The following is an 18,515-nucleotide window of genomic DNA, read 5'->3' as shown; positions in this document are numbered from 1 at the left end:
AGCCATGGGCGGCAATGTCGAGAGGTGGCAGTGGGGCCAGCAGACGGCATTGACGACGGAGCGGACGAGTTCTAGAAGAACAATGACAGTCCCGTGGTGATTTGGCCGGTCGGCTTGCAGCCACGTTAAACAATTCGCTAAAGGGCCGTTTGCGTGACGTAACCGGCTTTGCGAATGGCAATGCCGGTTTTTTTATTGTCCGCTGCCGGCCGGACGACGCATCGGCGGGCGATCTGTCGGCTGATACGATGCAGCAAGTGAGACGAGAATGGCCGCTCCGCGTGCAGGAAAGACCAACAACGAGGCCGACCAGCCGTCGAGCCCGGTGTTGCGCTTCGGGCGCGACAAGCCGCTCAAGCTCGACGCCGGCACGCTTCTGTCGCCGTTCCAGATCGCCTACCAGACCTATGGCACGCTGAACGATGCCCGCTCCAATGCCATCCTCGTCTGCCACGCATTGACCGGTGACCAGCATGTCGCCAGCACCAACCCGGTGACCGGCAAACCGGGCTGGTGGGAAGTGCTGATCGGCCCCGGCAGGATCATCGACACCAACCGTTTCTTCGTCATCTGCTCCAACGTCATCGGCGGCTGCCTCGGCTCCACCGGGCCGGCCTCGACCAACCCCGCCACCGGCAAGCCCTATGGGCTCGACCTGCCGGTCATCACCATCCGTGACATGGTGCGCGCGCAGCAGATGCTGATCGACCATTTCGGCATCGAGAAACTGTTTTGCGTGCTCGGTGGCTCGATGGGCGGCATGCAGGTGCTGGAATGGGCGTCGAGCTACCCCGAGCGCGTCTTTTCGGCGCTGCCGATTGCCACCGGCGCCCGCCATTCCTCACAGAACATCGCCTTCCACGAGGTCGGCCGACAAGCCGTCATGGCCGATCCGGACTGGCATGGCGGCAAATATTTCGAGCACGGCAAGCGCCCGGAAAAGGGCCTGGCGGTGGCCCGCATGGCTGCCCACATCACCTACCTTTCCGAGGCCGCCCTGCACCGCAAATTCGGCCGCAATCTGCAGGACCGCGACCACCTGACTTTCGGCTTCGACGCCGACTTCCAGATCGAGAGCTATCTGCGCCATCAGGGCATGACCTTCGTCGACCGCTTCGACGCCAACTCCTACCTCTACATGACGCGGTCGATGGACTATTTCGATCTCGCCGCCGACCATGGCGGCAGGCTGGCGGACGCCTTTGCCGGCACCAAGACCCGTTTCTGCCTGGTGTCGTTCACATCGGACTGGCTGTTTCCGACCGAAGAAAGCCGCTCCATCGTGCATGCGCTCAACGCCGCCGGCGCATCGGTATCCTTCGTCGAGATCGAGACCGACCGCGGCCACGACGCCTTCCTGCTTGACGAGCCGGAACTGTTTGCCGCCATCAAGGGCTTCATCGGCTCGGCGGCTCGCGCCAGGGGGCTGAGCGCATGACCCGGGAAAGTCGCGGACTTGTCCGTCCAGGATCACGCCCCATCCAGGAGGCGACATCATGAGTGTCAACGGCAGCCAGCGCGTCGATCTCGAGGTCGTCGCCAACCTCATCCCACCGCAGTCGCGCGTGCTCGACGTCGGGTCGGGCGACGGTTCATTGCTCGAATTGCTTCAGGAGACCAAGCAGGTCGACGGCCGCGGGCTTGAATTGTCGCAGCGTGGCGTCAACGAATGCGTTGCGCGCGGCCTCTCGGTCATCCAGGGCGACGCCGACAAGGATCTCGAATTCTATCCCGACAAGGGTTTTGACTTCGTCGTCCTGTCACAGACCTTGCAGGCCACCCGCAATCCGAAGCTGGTACTCGACGAACTGCTCCGGATCGGCAATCGGGCAATCGTGTCCTTCCCCAATTTCGGCCATTGGCGGGTGCGCCTGTCGCTGTTCGTCAACGGCCGCATGCCGGTAACGAAGGACCTGCCCTATTCCTGGTACGACACGCCCAACATCCATTTCTGCACCATCCGCGATTTCGTCAATCTGTGCGAGGAACTCGGCGCGACGGTGGAAAAGGCAACCGCGCTCGATGCCGCCGGCCAGAAGATCGGCCTGTCCATGCCCTGGTGGTTCTGGAACTTCTTCGGCCAGCAGGCGGTGTTCCTGCTGAAGCGATAGGCGCATCGGCCAACCTATCGCAGAACATCCGTCGCCTTGTGCGGATGCTCGACGCCGTCGACCATGATGACGACGGAGTCCGAGTTATCGGTGCGCAGCGAGAGGATCGCCTGATACGCGGGCGACCCATACCAGCCGCGCATCCGTCGCCGATCGGGGAACTCGATGATGATCAGATGACCCGGCCATTCGTTCTCGACCGCCTCGACATCGCCGCCATGGACGAGGAAGCGGCCGCCGAAAGGTTCCAGCGTGGCATCGATCCTGTGCAGATATTCGACGATCTGCGGACCCATCGTGACTTGGCGCATATGGGCAACGGCGTAGGCGGTCATGACGCAACTCCTTTGTCGATCGAAGCCGATTTACCGGCTCGATGGACGCAATGTGCCAGGGGACAGGAGGGAGTGCGATTACGCGAGAGGTAATGGAAAAGGCGCGACAGCAACCCGCACGAAGACACGCGACCGCACGGAGTTCGGCCCGCAGCGGTGTTGCCATCGAGTCACGGAACGGCGAATTCATCGTCTTCGCGAGATGGGAACCCTGGTCGAAAGCATGACATCAGGACATGTCTTCTGTAGCGTCTCGTATCTGAGCCGAGACGTGAAAAGGGATGGTTGTATCCGTCCGGTCACTGTAAAAAATCGAAGCCGCCTAGCCGGGGATTGAGCCGATACGACGTGTCCGACAACGCAGACACCCCTCCCCTCATCACGGTCGTCACGCCGACGCATAACAGGCGCGAGACGCTGTTGCGCGCCGTGCAAAGCGTGCTTTCCCAGAGCCTACGGCGGCTTGAGCACATTGTCGTCGATGATGGCTCGACCGACGGCACCGGTGCGGCGCTGGCCCGCATTCATGACCCACGGCTGGTCTATATCGGCGCGAAATGGCGCGGCGCCAACGCCGCCAGGAATGCCGGCATCGAGCGGGCGAGCGCGCCTATCGTAACATTTCTTGATTCCGACGATGTCTACCTGCCACACCGGCTCGAACGGACCTTGGCCTGGTTCGAGGACAATCCCGCACTTCAGGTGCTGCTCTCCTCATACGTTTCCCTGAAAGGAAATCGAACCACCAATTGTGTCAACCGCACCGCCTTTCTGAGCCCGCCCATGCTGGAGCGCGCGGTGTTTGTGCAGACAGCTTTCGTCGCCGGTTCGGCGATAACGGCTCGTCGCGAGGCCTTGTTGGCCATAGGCGGCTATGACAGCGACATCAACCGGATGCAGGACCGGGAGTTGCTGCTGCGTCTCGCCGCACGCTTCGGCGCGCAATTGTCCGGCGACATCGACTGGACGAAGCACAATTCGCAGAACTCGATCTCGAGCCGCCGGGGCGGTTATATCGAAGCCTATGCGAGCCTGATGGCCAAACATCCGGATATCGCCCGCCGCTATCCGCACATCCCGCCTTTCATGATCGCGCGGCAGATCCTCGCCGATCTTCTCAACGGCCGTATACCTCAGGCATTTGCCGGATACATGACCAACCGCTCATCGTCAGCGCTCGGCTATTCCCTGCCGGAGCTGGTCAATGGCTATGTCTGTGGCCGACGCACGCGTCGCGACCTCTACAATGAAGTTCGCGGCTAACGCTCATAGCTGCGCTGAAGAGAACCCTTTCAGATTGCTCCAGGGTTAGAGCCGCGCCGGCGTGACCGCCGGCGGCTCACCGGTCGAGTTCGGGGAAATAGGGATCCGACAGGAACCGCCTGTCGCGTTCGCCCCGCAGACAGTCGATCGGCGCGTCGGCGTCGACGGGTATGGCCCTGGCCTTGTCCTGGACGCCGCTCACTTCGAGGATCAGCTTGCGCCGGATGGCGGTTGAAAATTCGGCAGCCGCGTGGATCGGCAGCACGAAGGAACCAGGACCACCGGTCACGCACTGCGCATAGTACTGGTCGAGATGGCTGAAGGTCGGCGACGGATTGATCAGGATCGGCAGGCCGTTGACGACGATGCCTTTGGCGGTTGCCGCATCGCGCATCGCGGTGACCGGCGGCCCAATATTGTTCGGACCATCGCCCGATATGTCGATGACGCTGCGTTCGCCCTTGAAATTCGTCCCGTCGAACAGCCCGGCGCCGAAGGCAAGAGCCGTGGAAATCGAGGTGCCGCGAAAACTCCAGAACGGCCGCGCCGCCACCTTGTCGGCGAAGCTGTTGGCGCTCTCGGCGCTGTCGATGATCTGCCAGCCGATGATCGCGTCATCGCGCACCGTGCCGGCCCATTCGAAATAGGCGATGGCGATGCGGCCCGTATTGCCGGATCGGACAGCCTGGATGAAGTCGGTATGCCGCAACGCCTCGACATAACCGGCGCGTTGCAGGGCAGATTCCTTCTCGTCCATCGACAGCGAGATATCGACCGCCAGCACCAGTTCGACGTCGACAGCCAGCGCCTCCGATGGCGACGCAACGGGCATTGGCTGGGTACAGGCAAGACAGGCAAGCAGGCGCAGGGCATCGAGCATCGCCACCGCCAAGGTTCGCTTCTCCGGGAAATCTTCCTTTGCGATCGCGGCAAAATAAAGCTCGCCGCGACAGTACGCGAAAACGGCCCTATTTCTTGCGGCGGGCGGCAGCCGGCGGCGGATCGATGGCGCCGGCCCGGACGCGGGCGGGCTTCAGCGCCTGAGCATCGGAATCCTTCACGATCGTCAGGCCGCGCGGAAAGAACTGAGGGTTGTGCTGGCCGCGTCCGATGTTGATGATCGTAGCGCCCTTCAGATGCTTCTCCAGCATCGACAGCACGCGCCGCAGCGAGGGCCCGTCGAACGCATCCATGGCTTCGTCGATGATTACCCATTTCGGCTGCCGCAATGCGAGCCTGGCCACGCCCAGCAAACGCTGTTCGTCATCGCCCAATTCATGGTCCCAGCGCCCGACACGGTCGAGCGAGGACGACAGCCGCTCGAGACCAACCTCGGCCAGCACCGCCGCAATATCGGCATCGGTCGCCGGCGCATGCCCGTTGGCGTGATTGAGCACTTCGCGCAAGGTGCCGGCCGGCAAATACGGGACGTGCGGCACGAAGATGAGGGTTTCTCCCGCCGGCAGGCCTATGGTTCCGCTGCCCCACGGCCAAAGCCCGGCAATGGCGCGGAAGAACAGCGTCTTGCCGGCGCCCGGCTCTCCGGTGATCATAACGCGTTCGCCAGCTCGAATCTCGACATGCTTGTCGGAGAGTTTCGTGCAGCCCTCGGGCGAAGCCACATGAAGCGTCTCGAAGGTCAGGCTGCCATTGGCGTTTTGATCGAAGGTGATGCGCTTTTCGGTGTCGTGCAGCACATCTGTTTCATTGAGCGCGATGCGGAAATCGGCAACGCGCATCAGCGTGGCCCGCCAATCGGCGATGCTGCCGATATTGTTGATGAACCAGCGCAACGAAGAGTGGACCTGGTTGAAGGCGCCGACCGCCATCATCAACCCGCCGAAGCTGATATCGCCCGAGAAATAGACAGGCGAGGCGACCAGGATCGGCGCCACGACGGTGATCCAGCCATAGGTATCGGTCACCCAGGACAGATTGATCTGGGCTGTGTAGATGCGTCGCATGGCGCCCAGCACCGTACCGAGGTCGAGCTCAAGCCGTCGCCGGGCATCATCCTCGCCATGATAGAGCGCGATGGCATCGACATTCTCGTTGACCCGCACCATCGAGGAGCGCAGCTCCGCCTCTCGTGTGTAGCGGTCACTGTTCAGGCTGATCAGCGGTCGTCCGACCAGCCAGCTCAGCCACGAGGCGGTGCCGGCATAGAGGAACGCGGCCCAGACCATGTAGCCCGGTATGGCCAGCGCCCAGCCATTGACGTGGAAGACGAAACCCGAAGACAGCTCCCACAGCACGCCGACGAAGGACACGAGCAGGATGAGCGACTGCAAGAGCCCGACGCCGAGGTCCGTCGACAGATCAGACAGATGCGCCGCATCCTGCTGCATGCGCTGGTCGGGATTGACGCCGATGGCACCGGCATTGGCCAGCCGGAAGGCGCGCGCCGGCCGCATCCACTGGTCGATCAGGTCCAGCGTCAGCGCCTCGCGCAGCTTCAGCCGGATCATCTGGTTGAGCCAGGTCTGGCCGATATTGAGCACCAGAAGTCCGCCGGCGATCATCGCAAAGACGAGGAGCTGGTGCAGGAAGGCCGCCATGTCGCGGCGCGCTAGCGCATCGTAGAAGGGCTGGTTCCAACGGTTGAGCAGGACCTGGCCGATCGACGTCGCGATGATGACGGCCATGATGCCGACCGATGTCCACAGCAGCCACTTGCGAACCGGCGAGCCCACCAGCGCTTGTTTGATCGTCGTCACCTGATCGCGCAGGCTGCTGGCCACAGCGACCGGCTGAACGGTGGCCTGATTGTCCAATTGATCAGCCATATCAGAGGTCCTTGCGTTCAGGTGCGATGCTGAACCGGATGAAGAGAGCCGACCGCCGCTGCCGGTCAACCAGTCCGCGAGAGAGATAGGTCGGAAAAATGCCGCGCGAGCAAGGTTACCACCTTGATCACGAAGGTTTCACTTGGCGAGCCGGTGCGGTCGCGCCTCCGGCCTCGGCCCGACGTCCGAGCCGCGTCGCGCCGTGTGGCGACAGCACAGGCACGAAAACGCGGCGCGAGGCGCGCTGGGCGACCGGCACGCCTTGATACAGCCGCTTTTGGGCCTCGACGACGATGACGCCGGAAAAGATCGGCCACAGCCGCCGGCCTGCACGTTCCAGCACATTGTGGAAGCGCATCATGAAGCGCCGCCGCGATGGCGGGAAGAACAGGGCGTCGGACCATGCGGCAGGCGTGAAATTCGCCTCGCGCAGCAGCTCCGTCAATTGCCCGCGCGAAAACGGCCGGCCATTGCCGAACGGCGTATGCTCGAAGCGCGCCCAGACACCGCGCCGGTTGGGCACGACGATGACGACGCGGCCCGCGGGCGACAGCACCCGCCAGATCTCGTTCAGCGTCTCGCGCGGATTTTCGACATGTTCGAGTGAATGGACGAGCAACATGCGGTCGATGCAGGAATCGACCAGCGGCAGTTCCTCGTCGAAGACCAGCGCCGTCGACGTCGGCCCTGTCGCCGGCCAGACCACGGCGCCCTGCGTCGCCGGCATGAAAGCGAAGACCCGCTCGGCGTCGGTGCCGAAACGCTCCAGCCAGGGCAAGGTATAGCCGAGACCAACCAGCCGTTCATTGGGGACAGTGGCCCATATCGACGACAGCGCCATGGTGATCGAGCGCTCGGCGAACCGGCCGAGCGTTGTCGAATAGAAGGAGCGAAGGTCGACGATGTCGGAATGCATTTCAGGGATGTAGCCGCGATACCGGCAGGTTTCAACAAAAGCGCTCCACTGTGGCCGACATCCAGGAGTGACATTTGTCATCGCCAGGATGACATCCACGCGCCGACGCCCTATGTCTGCGGCAACTAATGGAGAGATGTGATGGCGGTCGAAATCGAACAGTTCATGTGCCGCAGCGACAATTTCGGCGTGCTGGTGCACGATCCCAAAAGCGGACAGACCGCGATCATCGACGCCCCTGAGGAAGCGCCGATCCTGGCCGCGCTCAAGCGCACCGGCTGGACGCCGACAATGATCCTGACCACGCATCATCATATGGACCATGTCGAGGCCAATCTGGCGCTCAAGGAGCGCTTCAAGCTGCGCATCGTCGGCCCGGAGGCGGAAAAGGCCAAGATCCCCGGCATCGACGAAACCGTCGAAGAGGGCTCCGTCCTTCATCTCGGCGACGAGCGCATCGAAGTGATCGCCACCCCCGGCCATACCGCCGGCCACGTTTCCTATCATCTGCCCGCGTCGAAAGTAGCGTTCACCGCCGACACGCTGTTCGCGCTGGGATGTGGGCGGCTGTTCGAATGCAAGCCGCCGGTGATGTACGAATCGCTGAAGAAGCTTGCAGCCCTTCCCGCCGAGACGGTGATTTATTGTGGCCATGAATACACACTCGCCAACGCTCGTTTCGCGCTTAGCGTCGACCCGACCAATTCGGCATTGAAGGAACGCTCCGCCAGGATCGAGGCGCTGCGCGCCGACAACAAGCCGACGCTGCCGACGACGATCGGCGAGGAATTGTCGACCAATCCTTTCCTGCGCTGGCACGATCCGGCGATCCGCAAGCATCTCGGCATGGAAAAGGCCGGGGATGCCGAGGTGTTCGCCGAGATCCGCAAGCGCAAGGACAATTTTTGAGCGTGCGGGCCTTCGACCGATGACCAGTTCAGCAGAAATCATCGCGACACTCGGACTGAAACCGCATCCCGAAGGCGGCTGGTACGCGCAAACCTTCCGCGACGAAGCCGGCGGTCCGCGCGGCCATTCGACCGCCATCTACTTTCTGCTGGAGGAGCATCAGCTTTCGGCCTGGCATCGGGTCAGGGACGCCGCCGAAGTCTGGCATTTCCATGCAGGCGCGCCACTGGCGCTGTCGATGTGGGAAGACGGCAGCGCCGTCATAGAGCAGGTGCTGGGCATCGATCTGGCCGGGGGCGAACGGCCGCAGATCATCGTGCCGGCCGGCTGGTGGCAATCGGCTCGTAGCCTCGGCGAATGGACGCTGGTTGGCTGCACGGTCGCGCCGGGTTTTGAGTTCGCCGCCTTCGAACTGGCCGAGCCAGCATGGACTCCTACCCCAGCAGGAAACCCAGCGTAATCGCCAGCTGGGCGGCGTAATACAAGACCCAGACGGCAAAACGCATCCAGCCGCGATGCGGCGAGATGGCCGCCACCAGGAACTTTTCCGTGGCGAGCAGCCCGTCCGATGCCATGAACAGCACGGCGCCGCCGATAACCCAGGTGCTGTTGGTGGTCAGCGCCGCCATGCCCATCGCCAGGATCGCCACGACATAACAGGCGATCGGGATACGCAGGCTGGGGCCGACGCGACGCCACAGCGCAGCGAGCATGACGATGACAAACACCGCCAATGCCAGCGCGATCGCCCCGCGCCAGGATTCGGCGCCAAGCAATCCGAGACCGCCGCCAACATGCAGGAACAGCACGATGTAGACGATGTGAGCGACGAGAAAACTCGCCAGTCCGCCGAGAAACGCCTTTTCGCCGTCGCGCGACAGGAAGGCGTCGCCAATGGCGCTGAGCGCAAGGGCGACGACCAGCAACAGCGGGCCGCCTTGCAGTGCTGAAAGCACGGCAAGCATCGCCACCGCGAGCGTCTTTGCCGCCGAGCGGGCAAGCGTTGGCGGCATGCCCAGCGTGAAGGCATAGATCACCGCCGCCACCAACGAAAAGGTCAGCGTCGCATTGGCATTGGCGTCGATGCCGCCGGCAAACGGCATGGTCATGCCCGGGCTCCGCCTTCGGATGCCCCGCCTTCGGCTGTTGTCGGCTTGCGCTGGAACAGCGACTTCGCCGCAAGGGCCGCGCCACCGGTGATGAGCACACAGGCGGCTAGAATGCGCAGCGACGGCTCGGCGACGCCGGCCGCGATCAGCACCAGCGTCGACAAAAGCGGCGCCGCATAGCTTGCCGCACCCAGCACCTGGATGTTGCCGCGCTTGACGCCGATGTCCCAGGCGTAGAAGGCGGCGCCCACCGGCATCAGGCCAAGGCCGAGCACCGCCAGCCACTGGCCGGTGCTTTCAGGCAGCACGGTTTGCTCCAGCGCCAGATGGCAGACAAGTGACAGCACGGCGGTCGCCGCGCAGAACCAGGTGACGATGCTGGTCGGCACCGACGGGAAGCGCCGCGACAAAAGCGAATAGGATGACCACAGCACCGCGCAGACGGCGGCCATGGCGTAGCCGAAGGCGTAGCGCGCATCGAAGGCCAGCCCGCCGCCCTTGGTGACGATCAGCACTGTTCCCGCAAGACCGAGCAGCGCGCCGACGACATGGTTCCAGGCCAGTTTTTCGCCTGGCATCAGCGCCGAGCCGAGCACGATCAGCAACGGCCACAGATAGGCGATCAGGCTCGCCTCGACCGCCGGCGCGTTGCGCAAAGCGGTGAAATAGAAGAAGTGGTAGCCGAACAGGCCGGCAATGCCGATCAACCACACTTGCGGCGGTATCTTCTGGCTTTTGTCGGCGGCCGGCATGAACAGCCGCGCGACAAGCCCGACGCCGGTGCCGATCGAGAAGGTGATCGCCGACAACAGGAACGGCGGCACTTTGCCCGAAGCATCCGTGAGCAGCGCCAAAAGCGCCCACATGGCGACCGCCGAAAAGCCGATCAGTGTTGCGCGCGCCATGCCCTCTCCCGTGGCGCGCCCAATTCCCGGGGGCAGGCCTATTGTACCGCTTCGAAACGCCCGGCGCTGATGGTCAAGGTGCCGATCTGCGTTCCAACCGTGGCGTGGATCGGCGCATATACCCCGGTTTGGCCGAGCGGTGCAAACGTCACCATCATGCGGCTTTTGTTCTCGAGATAGTTGAGCGCCTTGCGGCCCTTGCGATAGCCCGCCACCGGCTCAAAGCCCATCCGGCAGGTGATGGTGTCGCCTTTGTAGCCCGGCACCGAGATCGTGCCTTTCGAATCGTAGGCCAGCGTCAGGTCGGCCCGCATCTCGCCATCGTAGAATTTCACCGTGCGGCCGCAGACCTGGTCGAGACTGTCGGCATGGATGACGGTGGCGGCCATCGGATCGAGCACCGATGCCAGGTCGCCGGCACCGATCGGCACCCAATTGTTGGGATCGCGCTTGCCCGGCGCCGGAATGACCTGCGTCGAGGTCACCCCGCCATTGGTGAAGCGGATGTCGATCGCGGACACCTTCTTGCCGGAGGTATAGTCGGCGCGGAACGCCTGCGGCACCATCTTCTGGCCCGAAATCGTGCCCTTGGATGAGATCGTGCCCCGCGTGTCATCGAACAGTTTGGCCAGCCCCGCTGACTTGACGGTGCCTTCGATGGCATAGACGCCGTTCTCGTAGTGGCTGGAAAAGGTCGATCTTGCGATCGAGAGGCCAAGGAACGACACCGTGTATTCGCCCTTGAAAGACTGCGGCGAGGCCGCCGATGCGGCGGACGGCAAGGCGATGGCAAGCGCGGCAACGAGCGCGTGAGGCAAACGAGGCATGGCGGGATCGGATCCTTGATTTTCGGCCGGAGCGGGCGACTCCGGTCTGGCATGTCCCTATGAGACTGCTTATAGGATGAAATCCGGCCTTAATATGAAATGCCGAGCGCTTCCGTGGCGAAGCCGGAGCTTGACGCATCGGTGAAATGCAACTATGGAACGCCAACTTTTTCCATAAGGCCGCCTGACCAGAACCGCGCGCCACCCGGCGTGGGCACAAGGGTTTGGCAGGTCCCGAGAGAATTGAAGGTTAGAATTATGTCCCGCACCTGCGAACTCACTGCCAAGGCAGTCATGACCGGCAACAATGTGAGCCACGCCAACAACAAAACCAAGCGTCGCTTCCTGCCGAACCTCGTCAATGTGACGCTGATCTCGGAAGCGCTGAACCAGAATGTGCGCCTGCGCATCTCGGCCAACGCGCTGCGTTCGGTCGAACATCGCGGCGGTCTCGACGCTTTCCTGGCCAAGGCCGACGTCAAGGAACTGTCGCAGCGCGCGCGTCTGCTGAAGAAGCAGATCGCCAAGAAGATCGCCGAGCAGGCGGCCGCTTAATTCTTTCAGGCGGGGGACAACCGCCCCGGCCAACTTCTAGTCGGCCGCCGGCCAACTTGCTGTTGGCCTGTGAGCATCGGATCGAAGCCGCGAAGCGGTTCTCGGGTCCGATGCCCCGAACAAAGCGAGCGTGATCCGGTTTCGGCAAAATGCTCCTCTGGTTCCATTACCCAGGATAAAAAAATGAGTTCCTTCTCGCGATATTTGCCCTTCGTGGCCGCCATGGCGCTTGTCGTCGTGGCATCGAACATCCTCGTGCAGTTCCCGATGCAGGGCCAGATCGGCGGCCTGTCGCTGGCCGACCTGCTCACCTGGGGCGCGTTCACCTATCCCTTCTCCTTCCTGGTCACCGACCTTGCCAACCGCCGCTACGGGCCTGCCGTGGCGCGCCGGATCGTCTTTGTCGGCTTCATGACGGCAGTGGTCTGCTCGATCCTGGTGCCGCCCTTCCTGTTTCGCCACGGCCTGATCGAATTCGAGACGGCGGCCGACCGGCTGGTGCGCATCGCCGCCGCGTCCGGTGCAGCCTTCCTGTCCGCGCAACTGCTCGACGTCACCGTGTTCAACCGGCTGCGCCGGCAGAGCTGGTGGCGGGCGCCGATCGTCGGCACGCTGGTCGGCTCGGTGTTCGACACGATGGTCTTCTTCACCGTCGCTTTCTCGGCCGCTTTCGCCTTTGCCGGCCCGAACGACAGCTTCGCGCTCGAAACGGCGCCGCTGATGGGCGTCTTCCATATCGACGCCATGCGTTGGGTTTCCTGGGCATTCGGGGACCTCAGCGTGAAGCTGATCATCGCCGTGGTCGCACTCATCCCCTACCGGCTGCTTGCCGCCCGCTGGAGCCAGCCGGCAGTCATGGCTTAGACCATGATCCCGAACCGAAGGTCCGCGTCAGCGAAACCTGGTCTCCGGTTTTGGGATGAGATCATGGTCGGGCAAAGATCATGATCCCCTGGGTCCAGCTTGATTCGGCCAAGACCCCGGACGGTGCGCAGGAGCTGCGCCTCAAGCGGCGCGGCGCCGAATTCTCGATCATGCTCGGCACCAACGAGCTGATGAACAGCCGCCTCAGCGGCTCCGAGGAAGCGTTGGCGAAACTGTCCTGCCAGAGGGTTGCGGGCCATCGGCGGCCTAGGGTCCTGATCGGCGGCCTTGGCATGGGCTTCACCTTGCGCGCCGCCTTGGCAGAACTCGGCAACGACGCCAGCATCGTCGTCGCGGAACTGGTGCCGGCGGTCGTCGCCTGGGCACGCGGCCCGATGGCGGAGGTGTTTGGCGGTTGCCTCGACGATCCCCGCGTCACCATCCGGGAGACCGATGTCGGGCACTTGATACGATCCGAGCCCGCGGCCTGGGACGCCATCCTGCTCGATGTCGACAATGGCCCGGAAGGCATCGTCCACAAGGGCAACGATGCCCTTTACAGCCTCGCTGGCCTCGCCGCCGCGCGCGCGGCCTTGAAATCGGGCGGCGTGCTGGCAGTGTGGTCGCAAGGACCGGATGCCGGCTTCACACGACGGCTGAAGCAGGCCGGTTTCACGGTCGAGGAGGTCAACACGCGCGCCAACGGCAAGCGTGGCGCGCGTCATGTCATCTGGATAGCGGTCAACGGCTCGCGGACGTGACGAGCAGGCCCCCGCCATTCAATCCTGATGCAGGATGAATTCCAGATAGAGGTTGCGCTGCAGGATCGAGTGGTTGTCGTCGGAGATCAGCGACACCATCAGCGCGCCGTCGTCGCGGGTCCAGACGTCGAGCCCTTCCATATTGTCGATCTGGTAGCCCATGTCGGCGTCCAGCAGCACCGGTCCGTCAGCGACGGCGCCCTTCTCGACACTCTCGCCATAGATGCGCCGCAGCCGCATCTTGAGGCCACCAGCCATGGTGAAACTGCGCTCCAGCAGCAACAGGTCGCCATCGGGCAGGAAGGCGCCATCGGTGATGTCGAAATCGCCGTTGCGCTTGACGGTAAAGACGCCCTTGTGCGGACCTTCGATGATGGCGGCATAGATGTTGCCTGATTTGTCGAGGCTCTTTTCCGAGACCACGACAAGACCACCCTGGTGCTGGCCGTTGGCATTGGCATGGGTAACGGTCTCGAAGCCGCGATTTTGGCGCAGCTCGCGTGCCGGCACCAGGAAATCCAGCTGCTTGAATGGCGCCTTCATGTTGGCCGGATCGATCCGGAACTGGGCGACGCGGTGGTTGCGCTCGAAACCGACCGTGGCGACGCCATCCTTGACGGCGAGGCCTTCGGCGTCGACTTCCCATTTCTCGTCGATCGGCTGGCCGCTCTGGTCGACCATTTGCTGCATGCGGAAGTTCTGGACGGCCACGGGCCGCCTGTCGACGTCGCGCGCCACCGTGCCGAAGAACCAGTAGCCGGTGTCGGCCACGCCGATGAAATCGCTGCCCGCTTTCAGGAAGCGAAAGGCCGACAGCGCACCGAAATCACGCGATTTCGAGGTCATTTCCAGCCCGCCGACGAATTCGAGCGGACCGAACTGCTTCTCTTCATGTCCGATCTTGAATTGGCTTATCGGCCGCGCCGACACCTCGACCGGCTCGACTGCGGCCGGCCCGGCGGCAATCGCCGGCGAAAAGGCCACGCCGGCGAGCGCGCTAGCGGCAAGGACCGTTCGCCGAAACGCAGCCCGCGAAAAGATCATCCGGCGCGCCGCATGCCGCCGCGCCGCGTGTCGCGGGCGCTTTCCTCGGCAAACAGCGAAGCCAGTTGCTCGGTCATGGCGCCGGCCAGTTCCTCGGCATCGACGATGGTAACGGCGCGCCTGTAATAGCGCGTGACGTCATGCCCGATGCCGATCGCCAGCAGTTCCACCGGCGAGCGCGTCTCGATCAGCTCGATGACGGCGCGCAGATGGCGTTCGAGATAGTTGCCCGGATTCACAGAAAGCGTCGAATCGTCGACCGGCGCGCCGTCCGAGATCATCATCAGGATCTTGCGCTGTTCCGGCCGGGCGATCAGCCGGTTGTGCGCCCACAGCAGCGCCTCGCCGTCGATGTTTTCCTTGAGCAGGCCTTCGCGCATCATCAGGCCGAGATTGCGCCGGGCGCGGCGCCACGGATGGTCGGCGGACTTGTAGATGATGTGGCGCAGATCGTTGAGGCGGCCGGGGTTCGGCGGCTTGCCGTCCTTCAGCCACTTCTCGCGCGCCTGGCCGCCCTTCCAGGCCCGCGTGGTGAAGCCGAGGATCTCGACCGAGACGCCGCAGCGCTCCAGCGTGCGCGCAAGGATGTCGGCGCAGGTCGCGGCCACCGTGATCGGTCGGCCGCGCATCGAGCCCGAATTGTCGAGCACCAGCGTCACCACCGTGTCGCGGAATTTTGTGTCGCGCTCCTGCTTGAAGGACAGCGGCTGCATCGGATCGATGACGACGCGCACCAGCCGCGCCGGATCGAGATAGCCCTCTTCCAGGTCGAAATCCCAGGAACGGTTCTGCTGCGCCATCAGCCGGCGCTGCAGCCGGTTGGCCAGCCGCCCGACGACACCGGACAGATTGGCCAGCTGCTTGTCGAGGAACGCGCGCAGCCGGTCGAGTTCTTCTTCCTCGCACAATTCCTCGGCGCCGACCGTCTCGTCGAAGGCCGTGGTGTAGACCTTGTAGTCGATTTCCTTCGGCAGATTGGCGAAGGGATTGTCGTTGCGGCGCGCCTCGCCGGGCGTCTCGGCATCCGCATCGTCATCGTCGGACAGGTCGTCGGCGGTGGCGTCGGACGCCTCCGTCTCGGACGATTGTTCGTCATCGGCCGAAGCCTCGGCATCCTCGGACTGCGACTGCTCGGAGCCGGAATCCTCTTCGCCGCCCTCCTCGCTCTGCTCCTCGCCTTGCGGCTGGTTGTCGTCATTGTCCTCGGAATCTTCGGTTTCCTGGTCGTCGCCAAGTTCCTCGGCCATCTCCATGGAGGCGAGCATGTCGCGCACGACGCGGGCGAAGGCCTGCTGGTCGTCGAGCTTGGCCGACAGCCCGTCGAGGTCGGCCTTGGCCTTCTCCTCGACCCAGGGCCGCCAGAGTTCGACCAGCCGCTCGCCGCTCTTCGGCACCGGCCGGCCGGTCAGCTTCTCGCGCACCATCAGCGCCAGCGCTTCCTCGATCGGCGCGTCTGCCTTGTCCTTGACGTCGACCAGATTGGCCTTGGCGTATTTGTCCTCCAGCATCGAGCCGATATTGTCGGCGACGCCTTGCATGGCGCGGCTGCCGATCGCCTCGACGCGGGCCTGCTCGACGGCGTCATAGATGGCGCGGGCCGCCTTGCCTTCCGGCGCCAGCTTGGTGTGGATGCGTTGATCGTGACAGGCGCGCTTCAGCGCCATGGAATCGCCGAGGCCGCGGGTGATGGCGATGTCGGTTTTCGACGCCTTCTTCGGCAATTCGGGCAAACGCGCGCGGCTGCCGGCGAGTGCCGGCCTGTCCTTGGCGAAACCGACTTCCATGTCCTTGTCGCCGGCAATGGCGCGCATGCAGACGGTGACGGCGCGCTTGAAGCTGTCCGCTTCAGACCCCGTCTTCGACTTGTTGCGCGTATTGTCGCCCGGACCCGCCATCGAGGCTCTGCTTAGCCCAGCACCACGTTGGCCGCACTCTCCGGCAGATCCTCGCCAAAGGCACGCTGGTAGAACTCGGCCACCACCGAGCGCTCGAGCTCGTCGCACTTGTTGAGGAAGGTCAGCCGGAATGCCATGCCGATGTTGCCGAAGATCTCGGCATTCTCGGCCCACGTGATGACGGTACGCGGGCTCATCACGGTCGACAGATCGCCATTGATGAAGGCCGAGCGCGTCATGTCGGCGACGCGCACCATCTTGTTGACGATGTCCTTGCCCTTGCCGTCGCGATAGTGCTTGGCCTTGGCCAGCACGATGTTCACCTCATTGTCGTGCGGCAGATAGTTCAGCGTGGTGACGATCGACCAGCGATCCATCTGCGCCTGGTTGATCTGCTGCGTGCCGTGATAGAGGCCGGTGGTGTCGCCGAGGCCGACCGTGTTGGCGGTCGAGAACAGCCGGAACGCCGGATGCGGACGGATCACCCGGCTCTGGTCGAGCAGCGTCAGCCGGCCCGAGGATTCCAGCACGCGCTGGATGACGAACATCACGTCCGGGCGGCCGGCATCATACTCGTCGAAGCACAGCGCGACATTGTGCTGGTAGGCCCAGGGCAGGATGCCGTCGCGGAATTCAGTGATCTGCAGCCCGTCCTTGACGACGATCGCGTCCTTGCCGACGAGATCGATACGGCTGACATGGCTGTCGAGGTTGACGCGCACGCAGGGCCAGTTGAGGCGGGCGGCGACCTGTTCGATATGGGTCGACTTGCCGGTGCCGTGATAGCCCGACACCATGACGCGGCGGTTGTATGCAAAGCCGGCGAGGATCGCCAGCGTCGTCGCCTTGTCGAACAGATAGTCCGGATCGATATCGGGCACATGTTCCGATGTTACCGAATAGGCCGGCACCACCATCTTGGAGTCGAAGCCGAATTTTTCCTTCACCGACACCGTCGTGTCGGGCAAGTTGGCGATATCGCGATCGACCTTGTTCATATCTCTCAACGTCTCCACGGGCGAAACATCCCGTTTCGCCGGCAATCGATTTTGTTCGGGGGCGGTCTTAGAGCCTTTTCCAACCTTATGAAAGTTGGAAAACGACACGAACCGTAGGGTCGCTCAGCACAGGCCCGCCTGTTTGAGCACGCGATAGGCTTGCAGCACATCGCGGAACCGGTCTTCCGAACCTCTATCGCCACCATTCGCATCCGGATGGTGACGCTTCACCAATTCCTTATAGCGCGCCTTGATGTCCTTGCCAGTCGCCTTTGTATCAAGGCCAAGCGTTTCCAGCGCCTTGGCCTCAAGCGGCTTCGCCTTGCGCTCGCGAGCCTCGCGCGGATCCTTCGGTCCCTTGAACAGGTCGAACGGGTCGCGCATGCGGTTGTAATAGCCGGCGCGGCCCGAGCGCATCTGCGCCATATCGGGCGACGAACGCGTCGAGGCGCCGTTGACGCCCATCTTCCAGGTCGGCCGGTGGCCGGTCATGGCTTCCTTCTGGAAGCGCGCGACCTCGGTGTCCGGCACGCCGGAGAAATAATTGAAGCCCTTGTTGTACTCGCGCACATGGTCGAAGCAGAAGCGGAAATACTCGCCCTCCTTCATGCGCCCGACCGGCGCGCGGTGCGTGCCGGCTTCCTTGCAGCCGTCCCACTGACAGATTGGCGAATGCGACTTCACCTCCGCGTCCTTGTCGGGGCGGACGCGAATCTTCTCGAAATATTTGGGATACGGCTTCATCTCACCCATTTATGGGGCGTTCGCAGATGCGAAACAAGAATTGACATTTTCACGATCATCGCCCTAACCGCTGAATCGCGGCATAAAGCAGGCGAATGACGGATTTTGTTGCGCGGCAGCGGCCTCTTGTGAAACCGGTTTCCGGTTTTTACCCAAGCGCGCCAGCCATATGTGGTGAACGGAGACGGCTATGTCCATACAGGCGACCATGGAAGACAAGCTCAACAAGGCATTTTCGCCGGAGCGGCTGGTCATCATCAACGAAAGCCATCTCCACGCCGGCCATCATCATCACGGCTCCGACCATCACGGCGCCTATGACGGCACCGGCGAGACGCATTTTCGCGTCCGCATCGTCTCTGCCGCCTTTGCCGGCATGAGCCGCATCGACCGCCACCGCGCCGTCAACGAACTGCTAGCCGACGAATTGAAGGCCGGCGTGCACGCGCTGGCGATCGAGCCGGCGGCGCCGGGCGAACAGACGCGCTGGTAG

20 protein-coding genes and 1 riboswitch are annotated in these 18,515 nt (G+C 63.3%); of the genes, 9 read left to right on the top strand and 11 right to left on the bottom strand.

From position 1 onward, the window contains the following. Positions 1-83: 83 nt before the first annotated feature. Positions 84-161: riboswitch (SAM riboswitch) on the top strand. A gap of 107 nt (positions 162-268) precedes the next feature. Together metX and metW are read left to right on the top strand one after the other, a co-directional pair. Then, positions 269-1,438 (top strand): homoserine O-acetyltransferase MetX, encoded by a 1,170-nt coding sequence (gene metX, locus EB233_RS07780; RefSeq protein WP_064992437.1) that lies wholly within the window; start codon positions 269-271, stop codon positions 1,436-1,438. A 58-nt stretch (positions 1,439-1,496) separates the two neighbouring features. Next, positions 1,497-2,111 (top strand): methionine biosynthesis protein MetW, encoded by a 615-nt coding sequence (gene metW / locus EB233_RS07775; RefSeq protein WP_027054094.1) that lies wholly within the window; start codon positions 1,497-1,499, stop codon positions 2,109-2,111. 14 nt (positions 2,112-2,125) lie between these two features. Here the strand turns inward: metW and EB233_RS07770 are convergent, their stop codons facing one another. Continuing rightward, the gene (locus tag EB233_RS07770; RefSeq protein WP_027054095.1) at positions 2,126-2,446 is read right to left on the bottom strand and encodes a DUF1330 domain-containing protein; all 321 of its coding nucleotides are present in this window, start codon (positions 2,444-2,446) and stop codon (positions 2,126-2,128) included. 348 nt (positions 2,447-2,794) lie between these two features. On the opposite strand from EB233_RS07770, the gene EB233_RS07765 reads away from it, so the two are divergent. Beyond that, on the top strand, positions 2,795-3,709 hold the full coding sequence (locus EB233_RS07765; RefSeq protein WP_064992438.1) for a glycosyltransferase family 2 protein: 915 nt from the start codon (positions 2,795-2,797) through the stop codon (positions 3,707-3,709). 76 nt (positions 3,710-3,785) lie between these two features. Here the strand turns inward: EB233_RS07765 and EB233_RS07760 are convergent, their stop codons facing one another. The 3 genes from EB233_RS07760 to EB233_RS07750 all read right to left on the bottom strand — a co-directional run bounded on the left by EB233_RS07760 (position 3,786) and on the right by EB233_RS07750 (position 7,411). Continuing rightward, positions 3,786-4,589 (bottom strand): DUF1194 domain-containing protein, encoded by an 804-nt coding sequence (locus EB233_RS07760; RefSeq protein ID WP_064992501.1) that lies wholly within the window; start codon positions 4,587-4,589, stop codon positions 3,786-3,788. A gap of 88 nt (positions 4,590-4,677) precedes the next feature. After that, positions 4,678-6,495: an ABC transporter ATP-binding protein/permease gene (locus EB233_RS07755; protein ID WP_064992439.1), complete on the bottom strand. Its 1,818-nt coding sequence runs from the start codon at positions 6,493-6,495 to the stop codon at positions 4,678-4,680. 127 nt (positions 6,496-6,622) lie between these two features. Beyond that, positions 6,623-7,411, bottom strand: coding sequence for a class I SAM-dependent methyltransferase (locus tag EB233_RS07750; protein ID WP_064992440.1), 789 nt, complete (start codon positions 7,409-7,411; stop codon positions 6,623-6,625). Positions 7,412-7,552: 141 nt separating this feature from the next. Here EB233_RS07750 and gloB point away from each other — a divergent pair, with 141 nt between their 5' ends. Together gloB and EB233_RS07740 are read left to right on the top strand one after the other, a co-directional pair. Continuing rightward, positions 7,553-8,320: a hydroxyacylglutathione hydrolase gene (gene gloB / locus EB233_RS07745; protein ID WP_064992441.1), complete on the top strand. Its 768-nt coding sequence runs from the start codon at positions 7,553-7,555 to the stop codon at positions 8,318-8,320. Between the two features lie 19 nt (positions 8,321-8,339). Then, positions 8,340-8,780 (top strand): cupin domain-containing protein, encoded by a 441-nt coding sequence (locus tag EB233_RS07740; protein ID WP_064992442.1) that lies wholly within the window; start codon positions 8,340-8,342, stop codon positions 8,778-8,780. Here EB233_RS07740 and EB233_RS07735 read toward each other — a convergent pair. Genes EB233_RS07735 through EB233_RS07725 form a run of 3 tightly spaced genes read right to left on the bottom strand, consistent with a single transcriptional unit; the run spans position 8,755 to position 11,161 of the window. Continuing rightward, a complete protein-coding gene (locus EB233_RS07735) occupies positions 8,755-9,429 on the bottom strand; it encodes a lysoplasmalogenase family protein (protein WP_064992443.1) in 675 nt (224 codons plus the stop codon). The genes EB233_RS07740 and EB233_RS07735 overlap by 26 nt on opposite strands. Continuing rightward, positions 9,426-10,334 carry an aromatic amino acid exporter YddG gene (gene yddG, locus EB233_RS07730; protein WP_064992444.1) on the bottom strand — a complete coding sequence of 303 codons (909 nt, stop codon included), beginning with the start codon at positions 10,332-10,334 and terminating at the stop codon, positions 9,426-9,428. Before yddG ends, EB233_RS07735 begins: the two co-directional genes overlap by 4 nt. A gap of 38 nt (positions 10,335-10,372) precedes the next feature. Beyond that, complete coding sequence (locus EB233_RS07725) at positions 10,373-11,161, bottom strand: DUF3108 domain-containing protein (protein WP_064992445.1); 789 nt, start codon at positions 11,159-11,161, stop codon at positions 10,373-10,375. A gap of 258 nt (positions 11,162-11,419) precedes the next feature. On the opposite strand from EB233_RS07725, the gene rpmB reads away from it, so the two are divergent. The 3 genes from rpmB to EB233_RS07710 all read left to right on the top strand — a co-directional run bounded on the left by rpmB (position 11,420) and on the right by EB233_RS07710 (position 13,341). Beyond that, a complete protein-coding gene (rpmB, locus tag EB233_RS07720) occupies positions 11,420-11,716 on the top strand; it encodes a 50S ribosomal protein L28 (protein ID WP_027054105.1) in 297 nt (98 codons plus the stop codon). Between the two features lie 183 nt (positions 11,717-11,899). Further along, positions 11,900-12,580, top strand: coding sequence for a queuosine precursor transporter (locus EB233_RS07715; protein WP_064992446.1), 681 nt, complete (start codon positions 11,900-11,902; stop codon positions 12,578-12,580). A gap of 80 nt (positions 12,581-12,660) precedes the next feature. Beyond that, complete coding sequence (locus EB233_RS07710; RefSeq protein WP_064992447.1) at positions 12,661-13,341, top strand: spermidine synthase family protein; 681 nt, start codon at positions 12,661-12,663, stop codon at positions 13,339-13,341. An 18-nt stretch (positions 13,342-13,359) separates the two neighbouring features. Here EB233_RS07710 and EB233_RS07705 read toward each other — a convergent pair whose 3' ends face one another. The 4 genes from EB233_RS07705 to EB233_RS07690 form a co-directional block, all read right to left on the bottom strand. Next, a complete protein-coding gene (locus EB233_RS07705; RefSeq protein ID WP_064992448.1) occupies positions 13,360-14,385 on the bottom strand; it encodes an esterase-like activity of phytase family protein in 1,026 nt (341 codons plus the stop codon). Next, a complete protein-coding gene (gene cobT, locus EB233_RS07700) occupies positions 14,382-16,280 on the bottom strand; it encodes a cobaltochelatase subunit CobT (RefSeq protein ID WP_064992449.1) in 1,899 nt (632 codons plus the stop codon). Before cobT ends, EB233_RS07705 begins: the two co-directional genes overlap by 4 nt. Before the next feature lie 11 nt (positions 16,281-16,291). Continuing rightward, positions 16,292-17,278 carry a cobaltochelatase subunit CobS gene (gene cobS, locus EB233_RS07695; RefSeq protein ID WP_064992450.1) on the bottom strand — a complete coding sequence of 329 codons (987 nt, stop codon included), beginning with the start codon at positions 17,276-17,278 and terminating at the stop codon, positions 16,292-16,294. A gap of 123 nt (positions 17,279-17,401) precedes the next feature. Further along, on the bottom strand, positions 17,402-18,031 hold the full coding sequence (locus EB233_RS07690; RefSeq protein WP_032917612.1) for a J domain-containing protein: 630 nt from the start codon (positions 18,029-18,031) through the stop codon (positions 17,402-17,404). Positions 18,032-18,212: 181 nt separating this feature from the next. Here EB233_RS07690 and EB233_RS07685 point away from each other — a divergent pair, with 181 nt between their 5' ends. Further along, positions 18,213-18,515, top strand: coding sequence for a BolA family protein (locus EB233_RS07685; RefSeq protein ID WP_064992451.1), 303 nt, complete (start codon positions 18,213-18,215; stop codon positions 18,513-18,515).

Origin of the sequence: Mesorhizobium erdmanii (assembly GCF_013170725.1) — a bacterium.
Classification (GTDB): Bacteria; Pseudomonadota; Alphaproteobacteria; order Rhizobiales; family Rhizobiaceae; genus Mesorhizobium; species Mesorhizobium erdmanii.
This window is presented reverse-complemented; position numbering and strand designations above follow the sequence as displayed.